This window comes from Bacteroides nordii, from assembly GCF_019930665.1.
Classification (GTDB): Bacteria; Bacteroidota; Bacteroidia; order Bacteroidales; family Bacteroidaceae; genus Bacteroides; species Bacteroides nordii.
The window spans coordinates 3,235,737-3,260,782 of record NZ_CP082886.1; the positions used below are offsets into that span (position 1 = coordinate 3,235,737).

The window sequence follows — 25,046 nt, forward strand, 5'->3', positions numbered from 1 at the left end:
TTGTGTAGGGATGTACAGACACTCCATACAGCAGAATTTATATTGTTAAAATACAATAAAGTCAATTATTCATATAAAGGGTTATCACATAACAGTGTGTCCTTATAGCACATACAAAAAGAAACGGATAAAAAAAATAAATTACGGACAGATACAAAGGCTATATCAATGAAAACAATCCTATCAAAACCCTCAGGACAGACTGTAACCAGAGAAGCAAGAGACTACCTTATGATAGCTTTAGGAATGATTCTCTACGGAATTGGCTGGACCCTTTTTTTACTTCCCAATGACATCACTACCGGAGGAGTACCCGGTATCGCCTCCATTGTCTATTTTGCTACCGGTTTTCCGGTACAATATACATACTTTGCCATCAATGCTATTTTATTAGTGGTGTCTCTCAAAGTATTAGGATTCAAATTTAGCCTGAAAACGATATTTGGCGTACTAACACTCACCTTTTTCCTTTCGCTCATTCAAAAAGTGACAGCAGGAGTAACTCTATTATACGATCAACCCTTCATGGCTTGCGTGCTGGGAGCTTCCTTCTGTGGCAGTGGCATTGGTATTGCCTTTTCTGCTAACGGAAGTACCGGAGGAACCGATATTATCGCTGCCGTTATCAATAAATACCGGGACATCACATTGGGAAGAGTTATGCTCATTTGTGACCTCATCATTATCTCATCCAGCTACTTTATCCTGAAGGACTGGGAAAAAGTCGTTTACGGATATGTAACCCTCTATGTTTGCAGTTTTGTGCTGGATCAGGTGGTAAACAGTGCACGACAATCTGTTCAATTCTTTATTATCTCCACCAAATACGAAGAGATAGGAAGACAAATCAACGAATATCCACATCGTGGGGTAACTATAATTAATGCTACCGGCTTTTATACAGGAAAAGAACAAAAGATGATGTTTATTCTGGCCAAAAAGAGAGAATCAACCATCATATTCCGAATTATCAAGGACATTGATCCAAACGCTTTTGTCTCACAAAGTGCCGTTATCGGAGTCTATGGAGAAGGATTCGATCATATAAAAGTAAAATAACTACTGATCCACTCTCCCCCCACAAATATCTGTCATTTCATCAAAATTAGAATAAGAATCGTCTTAAAACTCTTCCTGAACATACTAAGCAATGGTCGTAACCTGATTTTGTTGAATGAATATAAAATCAGATTATCACATTTATTATCTTTAGCTGCATTGAAAATAATGGCAGTCTACCCTCCCCGTTTACTTTATAAACGTTCTGAATAACAAACGGATGAATTACTTATACACAAAACATTAATAGCTACAATAAAATAGAACAATCTAAGAGCCTGTTTAAATTTTCCTCTCAAAAGACTATACATTAGATTTAATAATAGAAGATGTTTTGAGCGAAGCTAATGCTGAGCAAAATTTAAACAGGCTCTAACTCTGTATCCAATAAATCTCAAATAACATCTTCCAACAATCCTGCTTTTATCTTAAATATCACGAACTAACATAAAATCAAAGAAAAACAGCTTTTTCATTTCTTCATGCTCTGAAATACATAAATAAAACATCAATAAATATACAAAAACGGAAGATATTCATAACTTCCTGCTAATAAAAACCTTCAGACTTTATTAATTATTATTATATATATTATATCTTTGCACCGCTTTCACTATAATTAATATTAATAATCTGTTTAGAAATAAATGATTTGCACACAGAGAAACAACATAACAGGAGAATCAGCAACACTACAGAATAAAAATACTCCCTACCACTGCAGCTCTGTGGCCAATAAAATAAATTTCAAACAGATACTAAACTTTATATTTCTTTTTTATTATTAATCCTAAAACAACATTACTAATTATGAGAATCTATTTACGCTTTCTGACAGCGTTCTTGCTCATTTGTTCAGTAGGAATACTTCATGCTGAAACACTGAGAGATTTACACGTAACAGGTATTGCAACAGCAGATGGAGAACCCATGCCAGGAGTTTCTGTCTTATTGAAAGGTACCACCACCGGAACTATTACCGATATTGACGGTAAGTACTCTATTCAGGTTCCTTCTAACGGAACATTGGTTTTTAGTTTTGTAGGAATGAAAACAGTTGAAATAGCAGTCAACAACAAACAAGTAATCAATGTGGCGTTAGAAAGCGATAGTAAAGAACTGGATGAGGTAATGGTTGTAGCCTATGCAACTGCCAAAAAATACAGTTTCACAGGTGCTGCAGCCACTGTAAAAGGAGAAGACATCGCTAAACTGCAAACATCCAGTATATCAAAGGCATTAGAGGGTACAGTAGCCGGATTACAGGCCAGTGCAACCAGTGGACAGCCCGGTACTGATGCCGATATCCGTATCCGTGGTATTGGTTCTATCAATGCATCAAGTTCTCCGTTATATGTAGTAGACGGAGTTCCTTACGACGGTAGTATTAATGCTATTAATCCTGAAGACATTGCATCTATGACCGTATTGAAAGATGCTGCATCTGCTGCTCTGTATGGTTCGCGTGGTGCCAATGGTGTCATCATCATTACTACCAAACAAGGTAAAACTGATTCAAAAACAAGCGTAAACCTTAAAGCTACGTTCGGAGGGTCCAACCGAGCTATCAGAGACTATGACAGGGTAGGTACAAATGATTATTTTGAGCTATATTGGGAAGCAATGCGCAATCAATATGCCAAAGACAAAAAGAACTATCCAACACCTGAAGCAGCAGCTGCCGCAGCCTCTGCCAACTTAGTAAAAAGACTGATGAACAGTGGCCCTAACCCTTACGGGACCAACTATCCTCAGCCGGTAGGCACAGATGGAAAATTGCTGGCAGGAGCAACTCCGTTATGGGATTTCGACTGGCAGGATGCCATGGAACAACAGGCTCTGCGTACAGAAATTGGCCTAAATGCTTCCGGCGGTAGCAAAACAAACCAGTATTATTTTTCAGCAGGCTACCTGAATGATAAGGGTATTGCTTTAGAGTCAGGTTATGAACGTTTTAATCTCCGCACCAATGTCACCAGTGAGATGACTAAATGGTTAAAAGGAGGTGCTAACATCAGTTTTGCCCACTCTAAACAAAACTACCCTACATCATCTGATACTAAAACAAGTAATGTTATCAATGCAGGACGTACAATGCCCAACTTCTACCCTATCTATAAAGTGAAAGCAGACGGTTCTTTTGATACAGAAGATGGCGAACTGGTTCCGGACTTCGGTTCATACCGTGCAAACAATGCGAACTGGAACTTGCCGGCAACACTGCCTTTAGACAAATCAGAACGTATGAGAGATGAAGTATCAGCCCGTACATTCTTAGAAGTGACATTCATTGAAGGACTAAAGTTTAAGACAAGTTTCAACTTTGACCTGATCAATTTCAATTCATTGGACTACACAAATCCTAAAATTGGTCCTGCTGTTAATACAGGAGGTGGCTCCAGCCGGGAAAATGACCGTACACTTTCATGGACCTGGAATAATATTATCTCATACGACAAGAAAATAGGCGATCATCACTTCAACATCCTTGCAGGACAAGAAGCATACTCCTATCGTTATGACGAATTAACAGCCTCACGTTCTAAAATGGCTATTCCTGATTATCCGGAGTTGGTTGTAGGCTCACAGGTGACAGGAGGTTCAGGATACCGCATTGACTATTCTTTAGTAGGATATCTGATGAATGCTCAGTATGATTATAAAGACAGGTATTATCTGAGTGGCTCTTACCGTCGCGATGGTTCTTCACGTTTTGCTCCGGAGACACGTTGGGGTAACTTCTGGTCGGTAGGTGGTTCCTGGAGAATAAACCGTGAAGCCTTTATGCAAGGTACCGAAAACTGGTTGTCTGCACTGACGTTGAAAGCAAGCTATGGTGCACAAGGAAACGACAATTTAGGCTCGTATTATGCAAGTAGCGGTCTATATACCATCATTTCGAACAACAACGAAAGCGGATTGGTAACCGACCGTCTGGCTACTCCTAATCTGAAATGGGAAACCAACTTAAATTTCAATGTCGGTATCGACTTCTCTTTGTGGAACAACCGTCTATCGGGTTCTTTCGACTTCTTCCAACGTAAATCCAAAGATTTGTTATATTCACGTCCTTTGGCTTCTTCACTCGGATACACCTCCGTTGATGAAAATGTGGGAGCATTGAAAAATACGGGTTTCGAGATTGAACTGAAAGGTACAATCATCGACGTGAAAGACTTTAAATGGAATATGGGATTAAACTTAACCCACTACAAGAATAAAGTAACGGAATTGCCTTTGAAAGATATGCCTCAGGGTAGTTTCACAAAACTGCAGGAAGGTCGTTCTGTCTATGATTTCTATCTCAAAGAATGGGCCGGAGTCAATCCCGACAATGGAGAACCATTGTGGTATATGAATCAGAAAGACGAAAACGGCCATACAATCAAAGTTACTACCAATGATTATAGCAAAGCTAATTATTACTTTGTCAACAAATCGTCTTTACCTAAAGTATATGGTGGTTTCAATACTTCATTCTCATATAAAGGTATTGAGTTATCGGCTATGTTCTCTTATAGCATTGGCGGATATGTTTATGACCGTGATAAAATAATGATTCTTCACTCAGGTTCTGCCGCCGGACGCTCCTGGTCAACAGAAATGTTAGATCGCTGGACTCCTGAAAACAGATATACTGATGTTCCCGCCCTTAGTACAACAAGCAACCAGTGGACCAGTACATCTACGCGATTCCTGTACAATAACTCATATTTACGTCTAAAGAATGTGATGTTATCTTATTCTCTTCCTCAGTCATTAATAAGAAGAATAAGTTTGAGCAACCTTCAGATCTTTGTTCAGGGAGATAATTTATTAACCCTAAGCGGACATCAGGGATTAGACCCGGAACAAGGTATAACAGGAGTCACTTATTACAGATATCCTGCTATGAGATCGATAACAGGTGGTATTAATGTTTCATTCTAATCAGCATTCAACAATTTAATATGAAAAAATTAATAAAGAATACAGCTATACTTGCTACAGGTTTACTGATGGTAACCGGATGTAGCGGTGATTTCCTTGATCATACTCCAACAGATTCCGTTGATTCGGGGCTGGCTCCTACTCCCGAAAATGCCGAACGTATATTCATCGGTGCATGGTATAACTTAATGGAATACGGAACAACTTATGCAAACATTGGTTATCGTGCCTTATCTTTAGCAGATGACATGATGGGTAGTGATGTTGTTTTACGTACTGCCAACACATACGGATTTAGTGCGACTTACAAATTAAATGAGGTTTCTATTCCAACTGCAGGTAGAGCCAGTTTTGCATGGACTACATTCTATAAGACCATAGACAACTGCAATTCTGTAATCTCCATCAAAGGAGATACAGAAGATGAAGACTTCCGGTATGCACAAGGACAAGCACTTGCTTTGCGTGCTTTCTGTTATCTGCATCTTGTACAGCATTATCAGTTCACGTACCTGAAAGATAAAAGTGCGCCTTGTGTTCCGCTGTACACAGAACCTACTACATCAAAAACAGAACCTAAAGGCAGAGCTACCGTAGAAGAGATATACACACAAATCTTTAAGGATCTCGAACAGGCGAAAACTGATTTGGACGGTTTTACTCCATCCACAGCACAGGAAAAGTACAAACCCAATGTAAGTGTAGTCAACGGATTATTGGCACGTGCCTATTTACTGACAGGCCAATATGAAGAAGCGGCGAAAGCAGCAAAAGCGGCTCAGGAAGGATATCCTTTAATGAAAGACGCTGCTACCTATAAAGGTTTCAATGATATAAGTAATTCTGAATGGATATGGGGACATCCTCAATCTACGACTCAGTCCGATCCCAGCTACAACTTCTACTATGTAGATGCAGAGGAACCCGACTCCTATAATAGCTTTATGGCAGATCCTCATTTCTATAATCTGTTCTCCAAGAATGATATCCGTAGAGAACTATTCAAATGGATGAGAGAAGGATATATGGGATATTGTAAATTCCGTATCCGCGCTGACCAGACTGGTGACATTGTTGTCATGCGTTCTGCCGAAATGTATCTGATTGAAGCCGAAGCTATGGCCAGAGACAATACAACATCTATTACAGATGCTGTGGCTCCGCTCAACACATTGCGAAACGCAAGAGGACTGACCGATTATGATGTAACAGGAAAAAACAAGCAAGACCTCGTTGAGGAAATTTTAGTAGAACGCCGTCGCGAACTATGGGGAGAAGGATTCAGCATGACTGACATCTTAAGAACTCAAAAATCCCTGGAACGTGAAATGCTGACTAAAGAAGAAATGGCTCAGATAGAAGGTATCAAGATCATTCCTGGTGACAAGCCGGAAGATACTAAATACCTGATAGATTGCTGGCAGGAAGATGGCACGTATGAAGAGAACGAACCAATCGGACACTACGAAGTAGCATTCCCTAATGGAACAGAATTTACTCCGAACAGTTCATACTATCTATATGCGATTCCGGAGAGTGAAACCAATGCCAATCCCAATATCCCTTAAATTTATATTCTGATTGCTTCCGGAAATCCGTAATGACTTTCCGGAAGAAACAGAACTTATTTGATAAAACAAAAAAGCCGCTCCAGATTATCTGAAGCGGCTTCTCTTTTTAATCATGGGATGATATTACATCATTCCACCCATCCCTCCCATTCCGGGAGCGCCCATAGGCATTTCGGGTTTATCTTCTTTCTTTTCTACAATTACACATTCAGTAGTCAGGAACATACCAGCGATAGAAGCTGCGTTTTCCAAAGCTACACGGGCTACCTTAGCAGGATCTACTACACCGGCAGCGTGCAGGTTCTCGTAAACATCCATACGGGCATTGTAACCGAAGTCACCTTTTCCTTCACGAACTTTCTGAACTACTACAGCTCCTTCTTTGCCAGCATTAGCTACAATCTGACGAAGCGGTTCTTCAATAGCACGCTTGATAATTTCAACACCGGTTGTTTCATCGGCATTGTCACCTTTCATACCTTCCAGCACATCAATAGCACGGATGTAAGCTACACCACCACCCGGGATGATACCTTCTTCGATAGCAGCACGAGTTGCACGAAGTGCATCATCTACACGGTCTTTCTTCTCTTTCATCTCTACTTCAGAAGCAGCACCAACATAAAGAACTGCTACACCACCTGACAATTTAGCCAGACGTTCCTGCAGTTTCTCGCGATCGTAATCTGATTTAGTAGCAGCAATCTGTGCTTTAATCTGATCGCAACGTTCTTTGATATTTTCTTTTACACCAGCACCGTTTACGATGGTTGTATTATCTTTAGAAACAGTCACTTTGTCAGCAGTACCCAACATTTCGAGAGTAGCCTGTTCCAGTTTCAACCCTTTTTCTTCGCTGATCACCACACCACCTGTCAGGATAGCAATGTCTTCCAACATCTCTTTACGACGATCACCGAAGCCCGGAGCTTTCACAGCACAAATCTTCAACTGAGAACGCAGACGGTTCACAACCAAAGTAGTCAGTGCTTCGCTATCTACATCTTCTGCAATCACCAACAAAGGACGGCCTGTCTGTACAGCCGGTTCAAGGATAGGCAAGAAATCTTTCAGGTTAGAGATCTTCTTGTCATATATAAGGATGTAAGGTTTCTCCATCTCACATTCCATTTTCTCTGTGTTAGTCACAAAGTAAGCAGACAGATAACCACGGTCGAATTGCATACCTTCTACTACACCAATAGTAGTATCAGTACCCTTAGCCTCTTCGATAGTGATCACACCATCTTTGGAAACTTTACGCATGGCGTCAGCAATCAATTTACCGATAACCGGGTCATTGTTGGCAGAAACAGTAGCAACCTGTTCAATCTTGTCATAGTTGTCACCTACTTTTTCAGCCTGGTTCTTAATAGACTCAACCACTTTGGCAACAGCCTTATCCATACCACGTTTGATATCCATCGGGCTTGCACCGGCAGTTACATTCTTCAAGCCTTCGGCTACGATAGCCTGAGCAAGAACAGTTGCAGTTGTTGTACCGTCACCGGCATCATCACCTGTTTTAGAAGCAACTTCCTTTACTAACTGTGCACCCGTATTCTGGTATGCATCTGCCAGTTCTACTTCTTTAGCCACTGTTACACCATCTTTAGTGATGTGAGGAGCGCCAAACTTCTTTTCAATAATTACGTTACGTCCTTTCGGGCCAAGTGTTACTTTTACTGCATTTGCCAAAGCATCGACACCTTTTTTCAATTGGTCACGGGCATCGATATTGAATAATATTTCTTTTGCCATAAGTCTATATCAATTATAAATTATTAATTTTCAATTATGAATTATCCCAAAACAGCGAGAACATCACTCTGACGCATGATAAGGTATTTTGCACCTTCCACTTCAAGTTCTGTTCCGGCATATTTACCATAAAGAACGGTGTCACCTACCTTTAATACCATCTCTTCGTCCTTTGTACCGTGACCTACTGCCACAACTTCACCTTTCAAAGGTTTTTCTTTTGCTGTATCAGGAATAATGATACCGCCAATTGTTTTTTCTTCTGCAGGTGCAGGGAGTATAAGCACTCTGTCTGCTAATGGTTTAATGTTCATAGTTACTTTTTTGTTTTATATGTTATACATAATTATATTATTCATCATCCTTTTGGAAGGACGAAAAACAAATTGCGAAAACTGTGCCAAAGCGAAAAGATGTTGGAAAGATGTTGGTTTGGCAGACAAAGACTGACAAAATGACAAGAGAGGACAAAAGTTAGCGGAATTATAGTTGGTAACAGATGGAATAGTAGTTTATGAACCATGCGAATCAGTAGTTGAATTTAACTCATTATAGATCAGAAATGAAACTCACCACAGAATCGCACAGAGTTCCACAGAGTACTATTTATCTGATAAAACGCGGATTAACACAGATAGACACAGATTAAAAGACTGTGGTTCTTTATCATACATTTGTTTCCCTTTGCGAAAATCTGCGATCATCTGCGTTTCAATAAAGATTCAAACTCTGTGGAACTCTGTGTTACTCTGTGGTGAAATACATTCAAAACCGTACAGTAACGAAGATGATGGCCCTGTCTTTTCGGTAGCGGAAGTGCCCCTGAACGGCATCGATCCCCTTGTCCGGTGTTGTACTTTGGCTTTCTCAGAAAGGAACGTTCCTTTTCCCGGTACAGGGCCGACGCATTAAAATGCGCTGTCCTGTAAAAGTGTTGACAGGTATTTTTCATCCCATCCTGCTTTCAGCCTTTTGAGATTCATGCTTCCTTTTGTGACTTTATCATTCTTCAAAATGGTGAGCGCCATTTTTGTAACTGCCGAGAAATTTCTTGCTGCATTCTGCACTTTCTTGCTGTAGTCTTCCCTGAAGGTAACATCCAGTTGCCAATGCAGATTGTTTTCAATGGACCAATGCTGTCTAATGGCATTGGCTATTTCCTCCGGGTTAGTATTTTCAAGTGAAGTTATATAATACCTCGTTTTTTCAGAACGTTCCCCCGTTGCCAAAATTATCCTTTCGGATTTCATGCCCACTATTGACCTCAATCCCGCAAATTTGTCCTTAAACATCGGCTCCATGACCGGACCATAACTGACTACAGTACAGACTCTTGTTTCAAGCCTGCCATGTCCTGTACTTTCGCTGGTATGCCGGGTAACCCTATTGAGAATCACATTTCTGTTTTCATACCCATCAATTATTTTCTTGGCTAATTCATAACTACTCTTTTGATTTTTCTTTAAAGCTATTATATAGTTTGAATTCCGTTCAATAATGGCTTTTGTTATTTCCAACTGACAGCCCATGGCATCAATAGTGACGATACAATCATCCAGATCCAAGGCATGGATTAGCAGAGGAACAGCTGTGATTTCATTACTTTTATCATCCACTTTTACCTGACCCAGAGAAATACCGTTAGCTGCGGACCATGCTGAAACCATCCAGAGCTTAAAGCCTTCTTTGCCGGTAGTATGTTCATCATTACATTTGCTAGGACCACGCATTAGTTTTCCATCGATGGCTACAACACCTTTAATCTCCTGACACACTTGTTTCACCCAATTGCGGAAAATCAACTCAAAATAGGATGGTTTTATAATGCTGAAGAAACGATTAAAAGTATCATGGCTGGGGATAACTTCTAAATCGGGTATTCTACTTTTAAAAAAATCGAATTTAGCATGGCCAAATTCTTCAATCTCATTCCAAGACTGAGCACCACAGATGACAGCAGCAATGGATACATATATGATCGTTTCCATTTTATGTAACTTTTTACGATCCATCCGAGGGTCCTCTATTTGCTTACAAATGTCAATTATACCTATTTTCATGTCAATTACTGTTTAATATTACCATGTAAATATACGAAATATAAACGAAATAAAACAATGCTAAACAATTAATATTCAATTAAATAACAATAAGAAAAGTACATATACAATAGTAAATTATTTAATGCGTCGGCCCTGTTTCCCGGTACACAGTCTTGTTTTACATGTACATGTAAAGCTGCACGAGATGCACATGTCGTACTGTACGAGATGCACATGTCGTACCGCTTTACATGTACATCTAAAACAACGTTACACACCGAGGCTTCATACGTTACTCTACGAGATAGAGCTTTATCAATACCGGAGAAAGAGACTGATAGCAATGACAAACGCCATTAAGTTCAAAACAGATCGGAAATGAGTAAAACCCACACAGAGTTCCACAGAGTACTATCTATCTGATGGAAGGCGAATTAACACAGAAACACAGATTGAAATACTGTATTTCTTTATCTTAGATTTGTTTCCCTTTGCGAAAATCTGCGTTTATCCGCGTTTCAATAAAGATTTAAACTCTGTGTTACTCTGTAGTGAAATGCACTCAAAACTATTCCCATTTGAATCAAATCAAATTACAGAATAAATTATGTACCTTTGCACGTCATTTTACGCAAACATTTTACTTATGAAAAAGAATCTACTACTTACAGTATGCCTTCTGGCAGCAATAAACGGATCGGCCCAGAAGAAAGATTTCAGTTATAAATTTTATGGTCAGATCCGCACAGACCTTTATTATAATAGCCGGGCCAATCAGGAAACAGTAGACGGTCTATTCTACATGTATCCGCTCGACGAAAGACTGGATGCAAATGGTAAAGACCTGAATGCGACTGCTAATGGAAGTTTTTATACCTTATACACCCGGCTTGGAGTGGATGTGACCGGTCCGAAACTCGGAAAAGCCAAAACATCAGCCAAAGTAGAAGTAGACTTCAGAGGTTCAGGAACAAGCTATTCCACTGTTCGCCTAAGACACGCCTATCTGAATCTGGACTGGGGGAAATCTGCTCTATTATTGGGACAGACCTGGCATCCCCTGTTTGGTGATGTCTCTCCACAAATATTGAATTTATCGGTAGGAGCACCTTTTCAGCCTTTCAGCCGTGCTCCGCAGATACGCTATCAATTCAAGAACAAGAACATGCAACTGACCGCAGCAGCTATCTGGCAGTCACAATATCTGTCGGTAGGACCGAATAATGTAAAGAGCCAGAATTATATTAAAAACAGTTGCGTACCGGAGATTTATGCCGGTATAGACTATAAAGCCAAGAACTGGCTGGCAGGCGTGGGTATTGAACTGTTATCTATCAAGCCAAGAACGGAAGCGACAGTACCCGTTGGTTCTGATAACGATTCTCAAGAGGTGATATCCCATACCTATAAAGTAGACGAACGTATCACTACCCTCTCCTACGAGGCACATGTGAGATACACCAATAAAAACTGGTTCATTGCAGCCAAAAGTGTACTTGGCAGCAACCTGACCCAAACTTCTATGTTAGGTGGTTACGGTGTTAAAGCAATAGACAAGCTGACCGGTGAACAGGAGTATGCTTCTATTCTGAATTCCAGCTCATGGCTTAACGTAGTGTACGGTCAGAAGTGGAAACCGGGTATCTTCTTAGGATATACCAAAAATTTAGGAACAGGTGATGCCGCCACCAAACTTTACGGTACAGGAACCGATGTTGACCAGGTAGTAATGGCAGGAGCCGAACTTACTTACAATGTAGCCCACTGGAAATTCGGACTCGAATATACATTAAGTTCTGCCTGGTACGGTTCAATGGATGCCTCTAACGGAAAAATAAAAGATACCCATTCCGTCTGCAACAACCGTATTGTAGGAGTCGCCATGTTTATGTTTTAATACTAATTTATCCCGGCCATGAATAACAAAGTACTTGTTCTTATTTACACTTGTCTGTGCCTGTGCATAGGAAGTGCAACACACCTTAAAGCGCAAACGTTCAATTACAGCCAACTGCAAGAGCATCCCCGCTTGTTGCTGAAACAAGGCGAAGAACAACGTATTCACAAAAGCCTCAGCGAAAGCGTCGAACTACAACGGGTGTATAATTACATGCTGGATGAATCCGACAAATTACTCACCCAGCCCACATTAGTCTACAAGAAAGAGGGACGCCGCCTTTTAGCTGTATCCCGCGAAGCGCTAAGACGTATTTTCTACCTTTCGTTCGTCTACCGAATGACGAATGATGAAAAATACCGGTTGCGTGCCGAGCAGGAGATGATTGCCGTTTGCTCTTTTCAGGACTGGAATCCCTCTCACTTTCTGGATACGGGAGAGATGACGCTGGCTGTCTCTTTAGGTTATGACTGGCTTTATGATAAGTTGCAGCCCGAAACAAAGAAACTGATTAAAGAATCGATTCTGAATAAAGGTTTTGCCCCGTCCAAAGACCGCCAGTACAATTCTTTCCTGCGGACAGAGAATAACTGGAACCAGGTTTGCAACGCCGGTATGGTATACGGAGCACTCGCTATAATGGAGGATCATCGGGAAGAAGCGATAGAAATCATCGAACGGGCTATGTCTACCATCGGCATTTCGGTGAAAGGATATGCGCCGGACGGTAACTATCCGGAAGGATACAACTACTGGGGATACGGAACCACCTTTAATGTTTTCCTGATTGCTGCACTGGAGTCTGCCTTAGGTTCCGACGGCGGATTGTGCAAGGTAGAAGGCTTTATGGAGTCCGCCCGCTATATGGAATACATGGCAGGAACTACCGGACTTGCCTTTAACTTCAGCGATGCACGCGAAACCATCCAGGCTTTACCGGCTACCTTCTGGTTCGCTGCCCGCCAGAAAGATCCTTCTTTGCTATGGAATGAGAAGATATTCTTATCACGTGCAGATACTCATTTCACAGCCGAAGAGACCCGTTTTCTGCCCATTATACTCATTTACGGTTCTCTTATTGACATGAAGGAAGTTACTCCCCCGACTGCCAAAATATGGGTAGGACATGGTAAAACTCCTGTAGCACTGGTACACACTTCCTGGAAAGAAGGTGAAGGATGCTATGTGGGTATCAAAGGCGGAACTGCCTCTACCAGCCATGCACATATGGATGCAGGCTCTTTTGTATTCGAAGCGTTGGGAGTACGCTGGGCTCAGGATTTGGGTATGCAGGAATATTATTCGCTGGAGAAAGAGAATGTGCGTTTGTGGGATAGCAACCAGGACGGACAGCGCTGGGATATCTTCCGCTATAACAATTTTGTGCACAATACACTAACCGTAAACGGTAAGAAACATAATGTGAAAGGTTTTGCCCCTATCACGAAAACCTATACGAAAGATGACAAGCTGGGAGCTACGGTAGACTTGACTTCGCTGTTTGAAGGCGATTTGAAAAAGGCTACAAGAGAGGTGGTTCTTATCAAAGAGAATTATCTACAAATAACAGACCGGGTACAGGCTGCTGCAAAACCTGCCTCTGTCCGTTGGACACTGGTCACTTCCGCCGCTCCGAAAGTGCTGGATCCGCATACGATAGAGTTGACCAAAGAAGGTAAAAAGTTACATCTGATTATCGATAGTCCGGCCTCCGCTTCCTTCTCCGTAGCCGATAATACACCGGTACAGAGTTATGATTCACCCAATCCCGGTTCGGTTCGTATTTTCTTTGATACGGGGCTGAAAGCAGGACAAAAGGAAACATTAAAAGTACGGTGCATCCCGCACGGAGAGGTTCGGTAGGCGATGGTTCATTGAAACGCTGAACACAGATTGTCGCAAAGGAAAACAAAAATAAGAGAAAGAATAACCGAATTTTTATCTGCGATAATCTGTGTCCATCCGCGTTTCATCAGAGATTTAAAACTCTATGTTTCCGTGTCCTCTGTGGTGAAACATATTATCAGAACAGGCTCTGTGTTATCTCCTGTGCATGGTACTTCTTTGTAGTGCCCATAAGCGAACTACCTATGTAAAACAAAAACATCAGGCTTGCAATCGTCATCAATGTACCAATCATGGCAAAGCGGCTTCTTTGTATCCATTCATTCTTATTCATATCAGTTACCTCCTCATTATGAATTAATCCGGTAAAACATTCATGTTACAAAAGTAAAGTCCGGACTTTACAATACGCTTACAAACCGGTAACGTTTCTATTTTCAATAACCCGCAGTACATATTACAATCATCTTTAACGAATATTAGTTTTTCAGCAAACAGTTCACTATCTTTGCAGCCCCTAACAACCCTAAAAAAACATTATGGCATTTACTAACAACGTTATGATCGTTCGCCACAAACTGCTGGCGGACCTCGTAAGACTCTGGAAGAAAGATGAATTAATTGACAAAATTGACCGGGTTCCCATTGAACTTAGTCCCAAAAAATCGAAACCTCTGGGCCGTTGCTGCGTCCATAAGGAACGCGCTGTATGGAAATACAAATGTCTCCCCTTGATGGGACTCGACATGACAGATGAGCATGACGAACTGACTAACCTTTCGGAATATGCCCGACAAGCACTGGAAAGAGAAGAATGTACCAAAGAAAACATCTTCTGCGTGATAGACGAAGCCTGTTCGTCTTGCGTACAAATCAACTATGAGATAACCAATCTGTGCCGTGGATGCGTGGCACGCAGTTGTTACATGAACTGCCCTAAAGATGCGATCCGCTTCAAGAAAAACGGGCAGGCGATGATTGACCACGACACTTGCGTCAGTTGTGGTATATGCCACAGAAGCTGCCCATATCACGCCATCGTTTACATCCCTGTCCCCTGTGAAGAAGCCTGTCCGGTGAAAGCCATCAGTAAAGACGAGAACGGTATTGAGCATATAAATGAAGACAAATGTATCTATTGCGGAAAATGTATGAACGCATGTCCGTTCGGTGCAATTTTCGAAGTATCACAGGCTTTTGACATCCTGCAACGTATCCGTAAAGGAGAGAAAATGGTAGCCATCGTAGCACCTTCCATCCTCGGACAGTTTAAGACAAGTATAGAACATGTATACGGTGCCTTCCGCGAAATTGGTTTCGCAGATGTGATAGAGGTGGCACAGGGTGCCATGGATACCACCAGCAACGAAGCCCACGAGTTACTGGAAAAACTGGAAGAAGGCCAGGCTTTTATGACCACTTCTTGCTGCCCGTCTTACATCGAACTGGTAGAAAAGCACATCCCGGAACTGAAACCGTATGTGTCTGCTACCGGATCGCCCATGTACTACGCTGCACGTATTGCCAAAGCAAAGCATCCGGACGCCCGGATTGTATTCGTTGGCCCTTGTGTAGCCAAACGCAAAGAGATACGCCGGGACGAAGCTGTGGACTTCATCCTTACATTTGAGGAGATAGGTTCCATTCTCGACGGAATGGACATTCAGCTGGAACAGACACAACCGTTCTCTTTGGTATATACCTCTGTTCGCGAAGCACACGGTTTTGCCCAGGCAGGCGGTGTGATGGGAGCTGTCAAAGCCTATCTGAAAGAAGAAGCTGATAAAATAAGCGCACTTCAGGTATCGGACATCAATAAGAAAAACATAGCACTGCTGCGTGCTTGTGCCAAAACGGGCAAGGCAGCAGGACAGTTCATCGAAGTTATGGCCTGCGAAGGAGGATGTATCACCGGACCAAGCACGCACAATGATATTGTTTCCGGCCGCCGACAGTTAGTACAGGATTTGCTCAAACGAAAAGAGACCTATGAAAATAGGAGTTGACAGACTCAAACAAGAACATAGCCTCCCACCGGAAGGTTACAAAGCGCTTCTGACGTGCCGGGCTCCAGACGTCCTTTCGTATCTGTATGCCCAGGCCCGTGAAGTGGCGCTGGAAAATTTCGGAAACAACATCTACATCCGGGGGCTGATTGAAATAAGCAACTGCTGCCGGAACAACTGCTACTACTGTGGCATACGAAAAGGAAACATACAGGTGGAACGCTACCGGCTTAGCCGGGAAACGATTCTCGACTGTTGCCGACAGGGATATAAACTCGGATTCCGTACCTTTGTGCTGCAAGGTGGTGAAGATGCGGCACAATCTTCCGACTGGATCGAGGGGACTGTGGCGGCCATCAGAGGGGAGTTTCCGGATTGTGCCATCACGCTGTCTTTGGGGGAGAAGTCACGCGAGGAGTATGAACGCTTCTTCCGTGCCGGGGCCAATCGTTATCTGTTGCGCCACGAAACCTATAATAAAGAGCATTACCGCCAATTGCATCCGGCAGAAATGCGGCAGGATACCCGCCTGCAATGCCTGCAATGGCTGAAGGAAATAGGCTATCAGACGGGAACGGGCATCATGGTGGGAAGCCCCGGACAGACAACGGAACATCTCATTGAAGATATTCGGTTCATAGAGCGTTTCAGCCCGCAGATGATCGGTATCGGTCCCTTTATTCCGCATCCCAATACCCCTTTTGCCGGGTCGCCTTCGGGAAGTGTAGAACAAACGTTACGACTGCTGTCTATCTTCCGGCTGATGCATCCGCAAGCACTTATCCCCGCGACAACGGCACTCGCCACCCTCGCCGCCGACGGACGCGAACGGGGAATATTGGCAGGAGCCAATGTAGTGATGCCCAACCTCTCCCCACAGGAAGTAAGGGGAAAGTACGAACTATATAACAACAAAGCCTCTCTGGGTGCCGAAGCTGCCGAAGGGCTTGCGGCATTGGACCAACAGTTGTCTGCCATCAGCTACAGAATTGTTACCGACAGAGGGGACTTCGGGAAATATAAACTATAAATTATTGAACCATGTATAGAGTAGATTCGGAGAAAGCGGAAGAGTTTATCAATCATCAGGAGGTTTTGGACACACTGGAATATGCCCGTGCCAATAAAAACAATCATGCGCTCATTGAGCAATTAATAACCAAAGCCGCCCAATGTAAAGGACTCACTCACCGCGAGGCAGCCTTGCTATTAGAGTGCGATCAGCCGGAACTGACAGACCGCATCTTCCACCTCGCCAAAGAAATCAAACAGAAGTTCTACGGCAACCGCATTGTAATGTTTGCACCGCTTTATCTCTCCAACTATTGCGTCAACGGTTGTACCTACTGCCCCTATCACCTGAAGAATAAAACCATTGCCCGCAAAAAGCTCACACAGGAAGAGATCCGCCGGGAAGTAATCGCCTTACAGGACATGGGGCACAAACGCCTCGCACTGGAAGCCGGAGAACATCCGCTTCTCAACCCAATTGAGTACATTCTTGAATCCATCGATACCATCTATAGCATCAAACACAGGAACGGGGCAATCCGCCGGGTAAACGTGAATATTGCAGCTACAACAGTAGAGAACTATACCCGACTGAGAGATGCAGGAATCGGCACCTATATCCTCTTTCAGGAGACCTATCACAAGGAAAATTACGAGCTCCTCCACCCCACCGGCCCCAAAAGTAACTATGCCTGGCATACCGAAGCCATGGACCGCGCCATGCAGGGAGGTATTGATGATGTCGGTATCGGAGTACTCTTCGGTCTGAATACATTCCGATATGACTTTGTGGGCCTGCTGATGCATGCAGAGCACCTTGAAGCCACTTTCGGAGTAGGGCCGCACACGATTAGCGTGCCACGTATCTGTCCGGCGGACGACATTGATACGGCAGACTTTCCCAACTCCATATCGGATGAGATTTTCCGCCGCATCGTGGCAGTGATCCGCATTGCCGTGCCGTATACAGGGATGATCATTTCCACCCGCGAATCGCAGGAATCGCGTCGGCAAGTGCTTGATATCGGTATATCACAGATCAGCGGAGGTTCGCGAACCAGCGTAGGCGGTTATGCCGAACCGGAGCCATTATCGGAAAACTCTGCTCAGTTTGACCTGAGCGACACACGCACGCTGGACGAAATTGTGGGCTGGCTACTCGATATGGGGTACATCCCCAGCTTCTGTACCGCCTGCTACCGGGCAGGGAGAACGGGCGACCGGTTCATGTCACTCGTCAAATCCGGGCAGATAGCTAATTGCTGCGCTCCGAATGCACTGGTTACCCTGAAAGAATATCTGGAAGACTATGCCTCACCCGCCACACGTGCCAAAGGAGAAGAACTGATCATACGAGAAGCCGGAAAAATCCCCAACCCGAAGATAAAAGAAATAGCCCTGAGAAACCTGAAAGAAATAGCTGGAGGGAAAAGGGACTTTCGTTTTTAATGGACAATTGACAGTGGACAATTGACAGTTAGCTGCGCGATATTACGCAGCAATGATAGCGCAGCTAACTGCCCACTGTCAATTATCAACTGTCAATTATCAACTGTCAACTAATTAATTATGATGACTCCCAATTCCAACCGCCTCCATATCGCCCTCTTCGGAAGGCGAAACAGTGGTAAATCTTCCCTTATCAATGCTTTGACGGGACAAGATGTAGCACTGGTTTCCGATACTCCGGGAACAACGACCGATCCTGTGCTCAAAGCAATGGAAATTCAGGGCGTCGGCCCTTGCCTCTTTATCGACACTCCGGGATATGACGATGAAGGTGAGCTGGGCGAAATGCGGATGACCCGCACCCTGAAAGCAGCCGAAAAAACAGACATTGCCCTCCTGCTCTGCCATCCGGATATGGACAAAGAGCTTCAATGGATACAACGGTTGAAAGAAAAGAATATCCCGGTAATCTTGCTGCTCAATAAAGCAGATATTCTGGAAGATGCAGCGTCCATAGCCTCAGCCATAAAGAATAAGACCGGAGAATCTCCCCTCATCGTCAGTGCAAACACCCGGCAAGGTATGGAAGACATTCGCCGGGCTATCATCCGGCGTCTACCCGAAGACTTCGATGCACAAAGCATCACAGGAAAGTTTGTTTCGGCAGGTGACCTCGTTTTACTTGTCATGCCGCAGGATATACAGGCACCGAAAGGGCGGCTCATTCTCCCACAGGCACAGACCCTGCGGGAACTGCTGGATAAGAAATGCATTGCCGTGAGTTGCACTACCGACCAGATGGAGGTTACTCTTCAGGCTCTCTCCCGCCCTCCAAAGTTGATAATTACCGACTCACAAGTCTTCAAAACCGTATATGAACGGAAACCGGCAGAAAGCAAACTGACTTCCTTCTCTGTGCTCTTTGCCGCTTATAAAGGAGATATCGGCTACTACACCGCCAGTGCAGCCACTATAGGTACGCTGAAAGAAACCTCCCGTGTACTGATAGCCGAAGCCTGTACGCACGCCCCCCTGTCGGAAGATATCGGCCGGGTGAAACTCCCTCGTATGCTCCGCCAGAAAATAGGCGAAGGATTGCAGATAGACATCGTATCGGGCAATGATTTCCCGGCCAATCCGGAGAAGTACGACCTTATCATCCAATGTGGCGCTTGTATGTTCAACCGGAAATATGTACTCAGCCGGATCGCACAGGCCAAAGAACAGAAAGTACCTATGACAAACTATGGAATAGCCATCGCCTGGCTAAGCGGAATACTTGACAAAATAGAACTCTGAAAAGCATAAAAAAACTCCCCGGTGCTACGCCATTTACGCGGCACCGGGGAGGATATCTCTCGGCTCCGGGGAGGAGATGGTTCGACTCCGGGGAGCAAGGTCCTCAGCTCCGGGGAGCGAAAAGCCTATTTCAAAAGGGTTTCAATCAGCTCTTCTGCCGAAACAAGGTGCTGTTCTCCCGTTTCCATATTTTTCAACATCGCTTTGCCTTCATTCATCTCATTCTCGCCTACAATAGCTACAAACGGGATGTTCTTCGCATTGGCATAACTCATCTGTTTCTTCATCTTTGCAGCATCCGGAAAAATCTCTGCACGGATACCGGCCGCACGAGCCTTCGCCAGAATACCGATTGAAAAAGCTGCTTCTTTCTCTCCGAAATTAATAAAGAGCAATTGCGTACCATTTACAGCTTCTTTCGGATAAAGTTCCAGCTGATTGAGTACATCAAAGATACGGTCGGCACCGAAAGAGATACCTACCCCCGATATACCGGCCATACCGAATACACCTGTCAGATTATCGTAGCGTCCACCACCGGTAATGCTACCAATCTGTACATCCAGTGCTTTCACTTCAAAAATAGCTCCTGTATAATAATTCAAGCCGCGTGCCAGCGTAAGGTCTAATTCAATCTCATTCTTCAGCCCCATAGCTGTAAGCGTATTCAAGATAAACTCGCTCTCTTCTACTCCCTTGATTCCGATTTCGCTGTCGGCAAGTACGGTTTTCAAAGTAGCTAACTTCTCTGCATTCGTTCCGCTCAACAAGATAATAGGCTGTAACTTGGCAATCGCCTCTTCACTGATTCCTTTATCAGCTAACTCTCTGTTCACATTTTCCAGCCCGATCTTATCAAGCTTATCAATAGCCACCGTAATATCTACAATCTTGTCTGCTTCACCGATAATCTCGGCAATACCGGTCAGGATCTTACGGTTGTTGATCTTAATGCAGACACGGATACCAAAACGGGTGAACACCGTATCTACAATCTGCATCAGCTCTACTTCGTTCAGTAATGAATCACTACCTACCACATCGGCATCGCACTGATAAAACTCGCGGTAACGCCCTTTCTGAGGACGATCCGCACGCCACACGGGTTGAATCTGGTAACGCTTGAAAGGAAAAGTGATTTCATCACGGTGCATCACCACATAGCGGGCAAACGGAACTGTGAGGTCATAACGCAATCCTTTTTCACAAAACTTACTTGCCAGCTTTGCTGCATTACGGCTCAGTAATTCTTCATCAGTGATGCCGGAGAAGTAATCTCCCGAATTCTGTATCTTAAACAAAAGTTTATCGCCTTCATCGCCATACTTTCCCATCAGGGTAGAAAGCATTTCCATAGACGGAGTTTCTATCTGCTGGAATCCATAAAGATGATAAACATCGCGGATGGTATTGAATATGTAGTTACGCTTCGCCATCTCAACGGGCGAAAAATCACGTGTTCCTTTCGGTATACTTGGTTTTGCTGCCATAAATCTAACTGTTTTATTTATCGAACTGCAAAGTTATAGGAAATTATTGATTATTCATGGGAATCTGGGGTTAATCTCGCTCGTATCTATATTTCACCACAGAGGACACAGAAGGCACGGAGCTTATTATCTATATAAAACGCAGATTAACGCAAAGAAAAACAAATATAAGACAAGGAATAACAATATCTTAATCTGCGATAACCTGTGTTAATCTGCGTTTCAATAAAATAAAACTCTGTGCTCTCTGTGTCCTCTGTGGTAAACAATAGAAGCAGATTAATCTCTTCTGCCGAGGAATATCATTATATAATAAATCAACGTAGCCAAAGAACTGAGTGCAGCTACCACATACGTATAAGCAGCCGAACGAAGCGCATCCTCTGCCTGTGCATGATTACGTGAATTCGTGATGCCCGAAGCGCTCAACCATACCAATGCACGCTTACTTGCATTGATCTCCACCGGAAGAGTGACAAAGCTGAACAAAGTTGTCATAGCAAACAAGATAATACCTGCCAGCAACAACTGAGGGAACGAATTCAACAACAAGATACCTGCCAGCAACAACCAGGTCATCCATTGAGAAGCAAAGCTCACTACAGGAACCAGCTTGCTACGCATCGTCAGCGGAGCATAAGCCTGCGCATGCTGAAGAGCATGTCCGCACTCATGAGCAGCTACGGCAGCAGCCATAATACTGTTACTTTCATATACACCTTCACTCAGGTTCACTGTCTTATTGGCAGGATTATAGTGGTCAGTCAATTGTCCGGGAGTATGAGTCACTTTGACGTCATAGATTCCATTATCATTCAACATCTTAATAGCCACGTCGCGTCCTGTCATTCCATTTCCGGTAGGTATCTTAGAATATTTCTTGAACTTGTTCTGCAAGTTCATCTGTACCAACCAGCTTACTACGGCAATTCCGATAAATAATACCCAATACGATATCATATACTTTCTTTAATTAAAATGAATACTACAAACATCTGTACAAATAGCTTGCCAAAAATAAAGGGAAACTTTGTATATCACAATAGTTTCCCTCCTGTTTTATGAAGAATTATCTAAAAATGCGTTTATTCTTCCGTATATCTTTCAATAGTCTGTTCTCTGTCCGGACCTACTGAAACAATCTTAATCTCTACATCCAACTGTTCTTCAAGGAAAGAGAGATAAGCATTGAATTCTTCGGGGAATTCATCTTCACTCTGCATCTTCGTCATGTCAACCTGCCATCCCGGAAGTTCGGCATATACAGGCTCTACATTTTCATTGATATCATAAGGGAAATAATCTATCTCCTCACCATTCACTTTATAAGCAACGCAAGCCTTGATCGTCTCAAATGTATCAAGTACATCACTCTTCATCATAATGAGCTTAGTAACTCCGTTGATCATCACAGAATATTTCAACGCTACCAGGTCAATCCATCCGCAACGGCGCTTACGACCCGTCACCGAACCAAACTCATGCCCCAGTGTACAAATCTTATCGCCTGTTTCATCAAACAACTCGGTAGGGAACGGACCTGAACCAACACGTGTACAATAAGCCTTGAAGATACCATACACCTCACCAATACGGTTAGGAGCTACTCCCAAACCGGTACAAGCACCGGCACAAACTGTATTTGAAGAAGTTACAAACGGATAAGAACCGAAATCGATATCAAGCATTGTTCCCTGTGCACCTTCACAAAGAACGCTCTTACCCGATCTCAACAAGTTGTTCACTTCATGTTCACTGTCCACCAGATGGAACTGCTTCAGGTATTCAATACCTTCCATCCATGCTTTTTCAATCTCTGTCAGATCATATGTATAATTCAGTCCTTTCAGGATTTGTTCGTGGCGAGCTTTGGCAGCAGCATATTTCTGGTCGAAGTTATCGAGGATATCACCTACGCGAACACCGTTACGGCTCACCTTATCAGTATAAGTCGGGCCAATACCTTTTCCGGTAGTACCTACTTTAGCATCCCCCTTAGCAGCTTCATAAGCAGCATCGAGAATACGGTGTGTAGGCAAAATGAGATGCGCTTTCTTTGAAATGTGCAGTCTGTCTTTTAAGTTGTGTCCCGATGCTTCAAGTGATTCAGCCTCTGCTTTAAACAAAGCCGGATCTAACACAACACCATTACCGATGATGTTTACCTTATCTCCCTGAAAAATACCGGAAGGAATGGAACGGAGCACATATTTTTGTCCTTCGAACTCAAGTGTATGACCGGCATTCGGGCCACCCTGGAAACGTGCTACCACGTCGTATCTCGGAGTTAATACGTCGACTACTTTACCTTTACCTTCATCGCCCCATTGTAATCCTAATAGTACATCTACTTTCATCTTTCTTTTTTATTGTTGTTACTTACTTTTTTCCGTTTATTGGCACGGTCACACTTGCTGCATACCCCATAAATATATAAGGAGTAATGTGAAAGCTGAAACCGACTTAACCTGGTATTTTCAATAGCGTTTTGCAGCGCTTCATTCTGAAACTCTGTCACTTTACCACACTGCGTGCAAATCTGGTGATGATGCGTCTCGCGATTGTATGATTTCTCGTATTGGGAAGAAGTTCCGAACTGATGCTTGATAATCAGCCGGGCGTTAATAAGCAGAATGATGGTATTATAGAGTGTCGCACGACTTACACGAAAATTCTCCTGGTTCATCATCTGCGAATAGAGCATATCTATGTCAAAATGTCCATCTATGGAATATATAGTGTCAAGTATGGCATAACGTTCGGGGGTCTTACGATGCCCGTTCGCATTAAGATATTCTGTAAATATCTGTCTTACCGTATCTTTTACGTTCTGAGTTTCCATATCGGCACGAAATTAGCGCCAACAAAGTTAAGCCTTTTTTGCGGAAAGCAAAAATAATATGAGAAATAATGTACCAATTAATAATGTGTCAATGTGTCATTAAACAATGTGCCAATATACCCATATACTGCACTATCATGCTGCACAGTAATTGGCACATTGGCACATTAGTACATTATTAAATTATTCCGCCTCTTCCGCCACCATATTATATAATATCTGCTCAGCCTCTACAGTAGAGTCTTTCATACTTTCTACCAGGCGACAAACCTGGAAAGCATGTTCTTCGCTGTGTTGCATATATTTACGGATAGCAAGCAAAGCAGCATTACGTACATGATAAGTGCCGGATAGCACTGCACAAATAGCCTGGTCGAGAAACTCTCCTGCCGGACGTTCGGCCATATCTCCCTTCTTCACCAATAAACGGGCAATGGTAAGGAAGCCACAAACCTGTGCATACTCCTCTTCCGAAGCTATCCAATGGAAAGACTTGGCAGGAGCATACGGTAAATTCTGAAAAAGATTCATACAGGTAAGTTCTGCTATTTCGATATTCGGCATATTCTCTACCCAGATATCGGCTATCTCCGGAAAGAAAGTATCTACCGGCTGTAAGATGCCTGCCAGAATTTTACATTCACGAATATCCTCTTTCCACAATGCCTGCGCCAGATCATGGTTCTTTTCATAGGCAGCAGCAATGCTTTTGATACGGGGCAATTCCACTCCGAAGTTGAGCTTATAATTCAGTCCCTTTTCACGCATACTTTGAGACACAACCCCGTTCATAGAGAGCCGGAGCTGTGTCTTTATATCTTTTAATTGTTCTTTTATATCCATT

The 25,046-nt window shown here is 43.2% G+C and carries 18 protein-coding genes; 9 read left to right on the top strand and 9 right to left on the bottom strand.

Translation table 11 applies throughout. The annotated features are described in order from the left end of the window. Positions 1-168: 168 nt before the first annotated feature. The 3 genes from K8P02_RS12920 to K8P02_RS12930 all read left to right on the top strand — a co-directional run bounded on the left by K8P02_RS12920 (position 169) and on the right by K8P02_RS12930 (position 6,557). Positions 169-1,059 (top strand): YitT family protein, encoded by an 891-nt coding sequence (locus tag K8P02_RS12920; RefSeq protein WP_025868013.1) that lies wholly within the window; start codon positions 169-171, stop codon positions 1,057-1,059. 810 nt (positions 1,060-1,869) lie between these two features. Further along, positions 1,870-4,989 (top strand): SusC/RagA family TonB-linked outer membrane protein, encoded by a 3,120-nt coding sequence (locus K8P02_RS12925; protein ID WP_002560911.1) that lies wholly within the window; start codon positions 1,870-1,872, stop codon positions 4,987-4,989. A 20-nt stretch (positions 4,990-5,009) separates the two neighbouring features. Continuing rightward, positions 5,010-6,557: a RagB/SusD family nutrient uptake outer membrane protein gene (locus K8P02_RS12930; protein ID WP_025868012.1), complete on the top strand. Its 1,548-nt coding sequence runs from the start codon at positions 5,010-5,012 to the stop codon at positions 6,555-6,557. 126 nt (positions 6,558-6,683) lie between these two features. Here K8P02_RS12930 and groL read toward each other — a convergent pair whose 3' ends face one another. From groL to K8P02_RS12945, 3 genes are all read right to left on the bottom strand, one after another. After that, a complete protein-coding gene (gene groL / locus K8P02_RS12935; RefSeq protein WP_002560909.1) occupies positions 6,684-8,321 on the bottom strand; it encodes a chaperonin GroEL in 1,638 nt (545 codons plus the stop codon). Positions 8,322-8,362: 41 nt separating this feature from the next. Next, positions 8,363-8,635 carry a co-chaperone GroES gene (locus K8P02_RS12940; RefSeq protein WP_002560908.1) on the bottom strand — a complete coding sequence of 91 codons (273 nt, stop codon included), beginning with the start codon at positions 8,633-8,635 and terminating at the stop codon, positions 8,363-8,365. Positions 8,636-9,229: 594 nt separating this feature from the next. Then, positions 9,230-10,381 (bottom strand): ISAs1 family transposase, encoded by a 1,152-nt coding sequence (locus K8P02_RS12945; protein WP_025868361.1) that lies wholly within the window; start codon positions 10,379-10,381, stop codon positions 9,230-9,232. A gap of 628 nt (positions 10,382-11,009) precedes the next feature. Between K8P02_RS12945 and K8P02_RS12950 the strand changes: the two genes are divergently transcribed. Further along, the gene (locus tag K8P02_RS12950) at positions 11,010-12,260 is read left to right on the top strand and encodes a hypothetical protein (RefSeq protein WP_025868116.1); all 1,251 of its coding nucleotides are present in this window, start codon (positions 11,010-11,012) and stop codon (positions 12,258-12,260) included. 18 nt (positions 12,261-12,278) lie between these two features. Beyond that, entirely contained in the window at positions 12,279-14,123 is a 1,845-nt protein-coding gene (locus K8P02_RS12955) for a heparinase II/III domain-containing protein (protein ID WP_195351189.1), read from the top strand. Positions 14,124-14,283: 160 nt separating this feature from the next. Here K8P02_RS12955 and K8P02_RS12960 read toward each other — a convergent pair whose 3' ends face one another. Next, entirely contained in the window at positions 14,284-14,439 is a 156-nt protein-coding gene (locus tag K8P02_RS12960; protein ID WP_002560905.1) for a hypothetical protein, read from the bottom strand. A 205-nt stretch (positions 14,440-14,644) separates the two neighbouring features. Here K8P02_RS12960 and K8P02_RS12965 point away from each other — a divergent pair, with 205 nt between their 5' ends. From K8P02_RS12965 to hydF, 4 genes are all read left to right on the top strand, one after another. Next, positions 14,645-16,111, top strand: coding sequence for a monomeric [FeFe] hydrogenase (locus tag K8P02_RS12965; RefSeq protein ID WP_025868115.1), 1,467 nt, complete (start codon positions 14,645-14,647; stop codon positions 16,109-16,111). Continuing rightward, positions 16,095-17,141, top strand: coding sequence for a [FeFe] hydrogenase H-cluster radical SAM maturase HydE (gene hydE, locus K8P02_RS12970; protein ID WP_025868114.1), 1,047 nt, complete (start codon positions 16,095-16,097; stop codon positions 17,139-17,141). Before K8P02_RS12965 ends, hydE begins: the two co-directional genes overlap by 17 nt. A gap of 11 nt (positions 17,142-17,152) precedes the next feature. After that, positions 17,153-18,571 carry a [FeFe] hydrogenase H-cluster radical SAM maturase HydG gene (gene hydG / locus K8P02_RS12975; protein ID WP_025868113.1) on the top strand — a complete coding sequence of 473 codons (1,419 nt, stop codon included), beginning with the start codon at positions 17,153-17,155 and terminating at the stop codon, positions 18,569-18,571. A gap of 120 nt (positions 18,572-18,691) precedes the next feature. Further along, positions 18,692-19,870 carry a [FeFe] hydrogenase H-cluster maturation GTPase HydF gene (gene hydF, locus K8P02_RS12980; RefSeq protein ID WP_025868112.1) on the top strand — a complete coding sequence of 393 codons (1,179 nt, stop codon included), beginning with the start codon at positions 18,692-18,694 and terminating at the stop codon, positions 19,868-19,870. 125 nt (positions 19,871-19,995) lie between these two features. Here the strand turns inward: hydF and hisS are convergent, their stop codons facing one another. From hisS to K8P02_RS13005, 5 genes are all read right to left on the bottom strand, one after another. Next, the gene (hisS, locus tag K8P02_RS12985; protein ID WP_223381344.1) at positions 19,996-21,360 is read right to left on the bottom strand and encodes a histidine--tRNA ligase; all 1,365 of its coding nucleotides are present in this window, start codon (positions 21,358-21,360) and stop codon (positions 19,996-19,998) included. A gap of 279 nt (positions 21,361-21,639) precedes the next feature. Then, the gene (locus K8P02_RS12990) at positions 21,640-22,320 is read right to left on the bottom strand and encodes a zinc metallopeptidase (RefSeq protein WP_002560899.1); all 681 of its coding nucleotides are present in this window, start codon (positions 22,318-22,320) and stop codon (positions 21,640-21,642) included. 125 nt (positions 22,321-22,445) lie between these two features. Then, on the bottom strand, positions 22,446-23,717 hold the full coding sequence (locus K8P02_RS12995; RefSeq protein WP_002560898.1) for an adenylosuccinate synthase: 1,272 nt from the start codon (positions 23,715-23,717) through the stop codon (positions 22,446-22,448). Further along, complete coding sequence (locus tag K8P02_RS13000; protein WP_002560897.1) at positions 23,714-24,202, bottom strand: Fur family transcriptional regulator; 489 nt, start codon at positions 24,200-24,202, stop codon at positions 23,714-23,716. The genes K8P02_RS12995 and K8P02_RS13000 overlap by 4 nt, the downstream gene beginning before the upstream one ends. Before the next feature lie 183 nt (positions 24,203-24,385). Beyond that, positions 24,386-25,045, bottom strand: coding sequence for a DNA alkylation repair protein (locus K8P02_RS13005; RefSeq protein ID WP_025868111.1), 660 nt, complete (start codon positions 25,043-25,045; stop codon positions 24,386-24,388). Between the last annotated feature and the right edge of the window lies 1 nt (position 25,046).

What these genes read in the sequence shown, in the direction of transcription:
- K8P02_RS12920 (WP_025868013.1), top strand. Translation starts at nt 169, where the DNA reads ATGAAAACAATCCTATCAAAACCCTCAGGACAGACTGTAACCAGAGAA.
- K8P02_RS12925 (WP_002560911.1), top strand. Translation starts at nt 1,870, where the DNA reads ATGAGAATCTATTTACGCTTTCTGACAGCGTTCTTGCTCATTTGTTCA.
- K8P02_RS12930 (WP_025868012.1), top strand. Translation starts at nt 5,010, where the DNA reads ATGAAAAAATTAATAAAGAATACAGCTATACTTGCTACAGGTTTACTG.
- groL (WP_002560909.1), bottom strand. Translation starts at nt 8,321, where the DNA reads ATGGCAAAAGAAATATTATTCAATATCGATGCCCGTGACCAATTGAAA.
- K8P02_RS12940 (WP_002560908.1), bottom strand. Translation starts at nt 8,635, where the DNA reads ATGAACATTAAACCATTAGCAGACAGAGTGCTTATACTCCCTGCACCT.
- K8P02_RS12945 (WP_025868361.1), bottom strand. Translation starts at nt 10,381, where the DNA reads ATGAAAATAGGTATAATTGACATTTGTAAGCAAATAGAGGACCCTCGG.
- K8P02_RS12950 (WP_025868116.1), top strand. Translation starts at nt 11,010, where the DNA reads ATGAAAAAGAATCTACTACTTACAGTATGCCTTCTGGCAGCAATAAAC.
- K8P02_RS12955 (WP_195351189.1), top strand. Translation starts at nt 12,279, where the DNA reads ATGAATAACAAAGTACTTGTTCTTATTTACACTTGTCTGTGCCTGTGC.
- K8P02_RS12960 (WP_002560905.1), bottom strand. Translation starts at nt 14,439, where the DNA reads ATGAATAAGAATGAATGGATACAAAGAAGCCGCTTTGCCATGATTGGT.
- K8P02_RS12965 (WP_025868115.1), top strand. Translation starts at nt 14,645, where the DNA reads ATGGCATTTACTAACAACGTTATGATCGTTCGCCACAAACTGCTGGCG.
- hydE (WP_025868114.1), top strand. Translation starts at nt 16,095, where the DNA reads ATGAAAATAGGAGTTGACAGACTCAAACAAGAACATAGCCTCCCACCG.
- hydG (WP_025868113.1), top strand. Translation starts at nt 17,153, where the DNA reads ATGTATAGAGTAGATTCGGAGAAAGCGGAAGAGTTTATCAATCATCAG.
- hydF (WP_025868112.1), top strand. Translation starts at nt 18,692, where the DNA reads ATGATGACTCCCAATTCCAACCGCCTCCATATCGCCCTCTTCGGAAGG.
- hisS (WP_223381344.1), bottom strand. Translation starts at nt 21,360, where the DNA reads ATGGCAGCAAAACCAAGTATACCGAAAGGAACACGTGATTTTTCGCCC.
- K8P02_RS12990 (WP_002560899.1), bottom strand. Translation starts at nt 22,320, where the DNA reads ATGATATCGTATTGGGTATTATTTATCGGAATTGCCGTAGTAAGCTGG.
- K8P02_RS12995 (WP_002560898.1), bottom strand. Translation starts at nt 23,717, where the DNA reads ATGAAAGTAGATGTACTATTAGGATTACAATGGGGCGATGAAGGTAAA.
- K8P02_RS13000 (WP_002560897.1), bottom strand. Translation starts at nt 24,202, where the DNA reads ATGGAAACTCAGAACGTAAAAGATACGGTAAGACAGATATTTACAGAA.
- K8P02_RS13005 (WP_025868111.1), bottom strand. Translation starts at nt 25,045, where the DNA reads ATGGATATAAAAGAACAATTAAAAGATATAAAGACACAGCTCCGGCTC.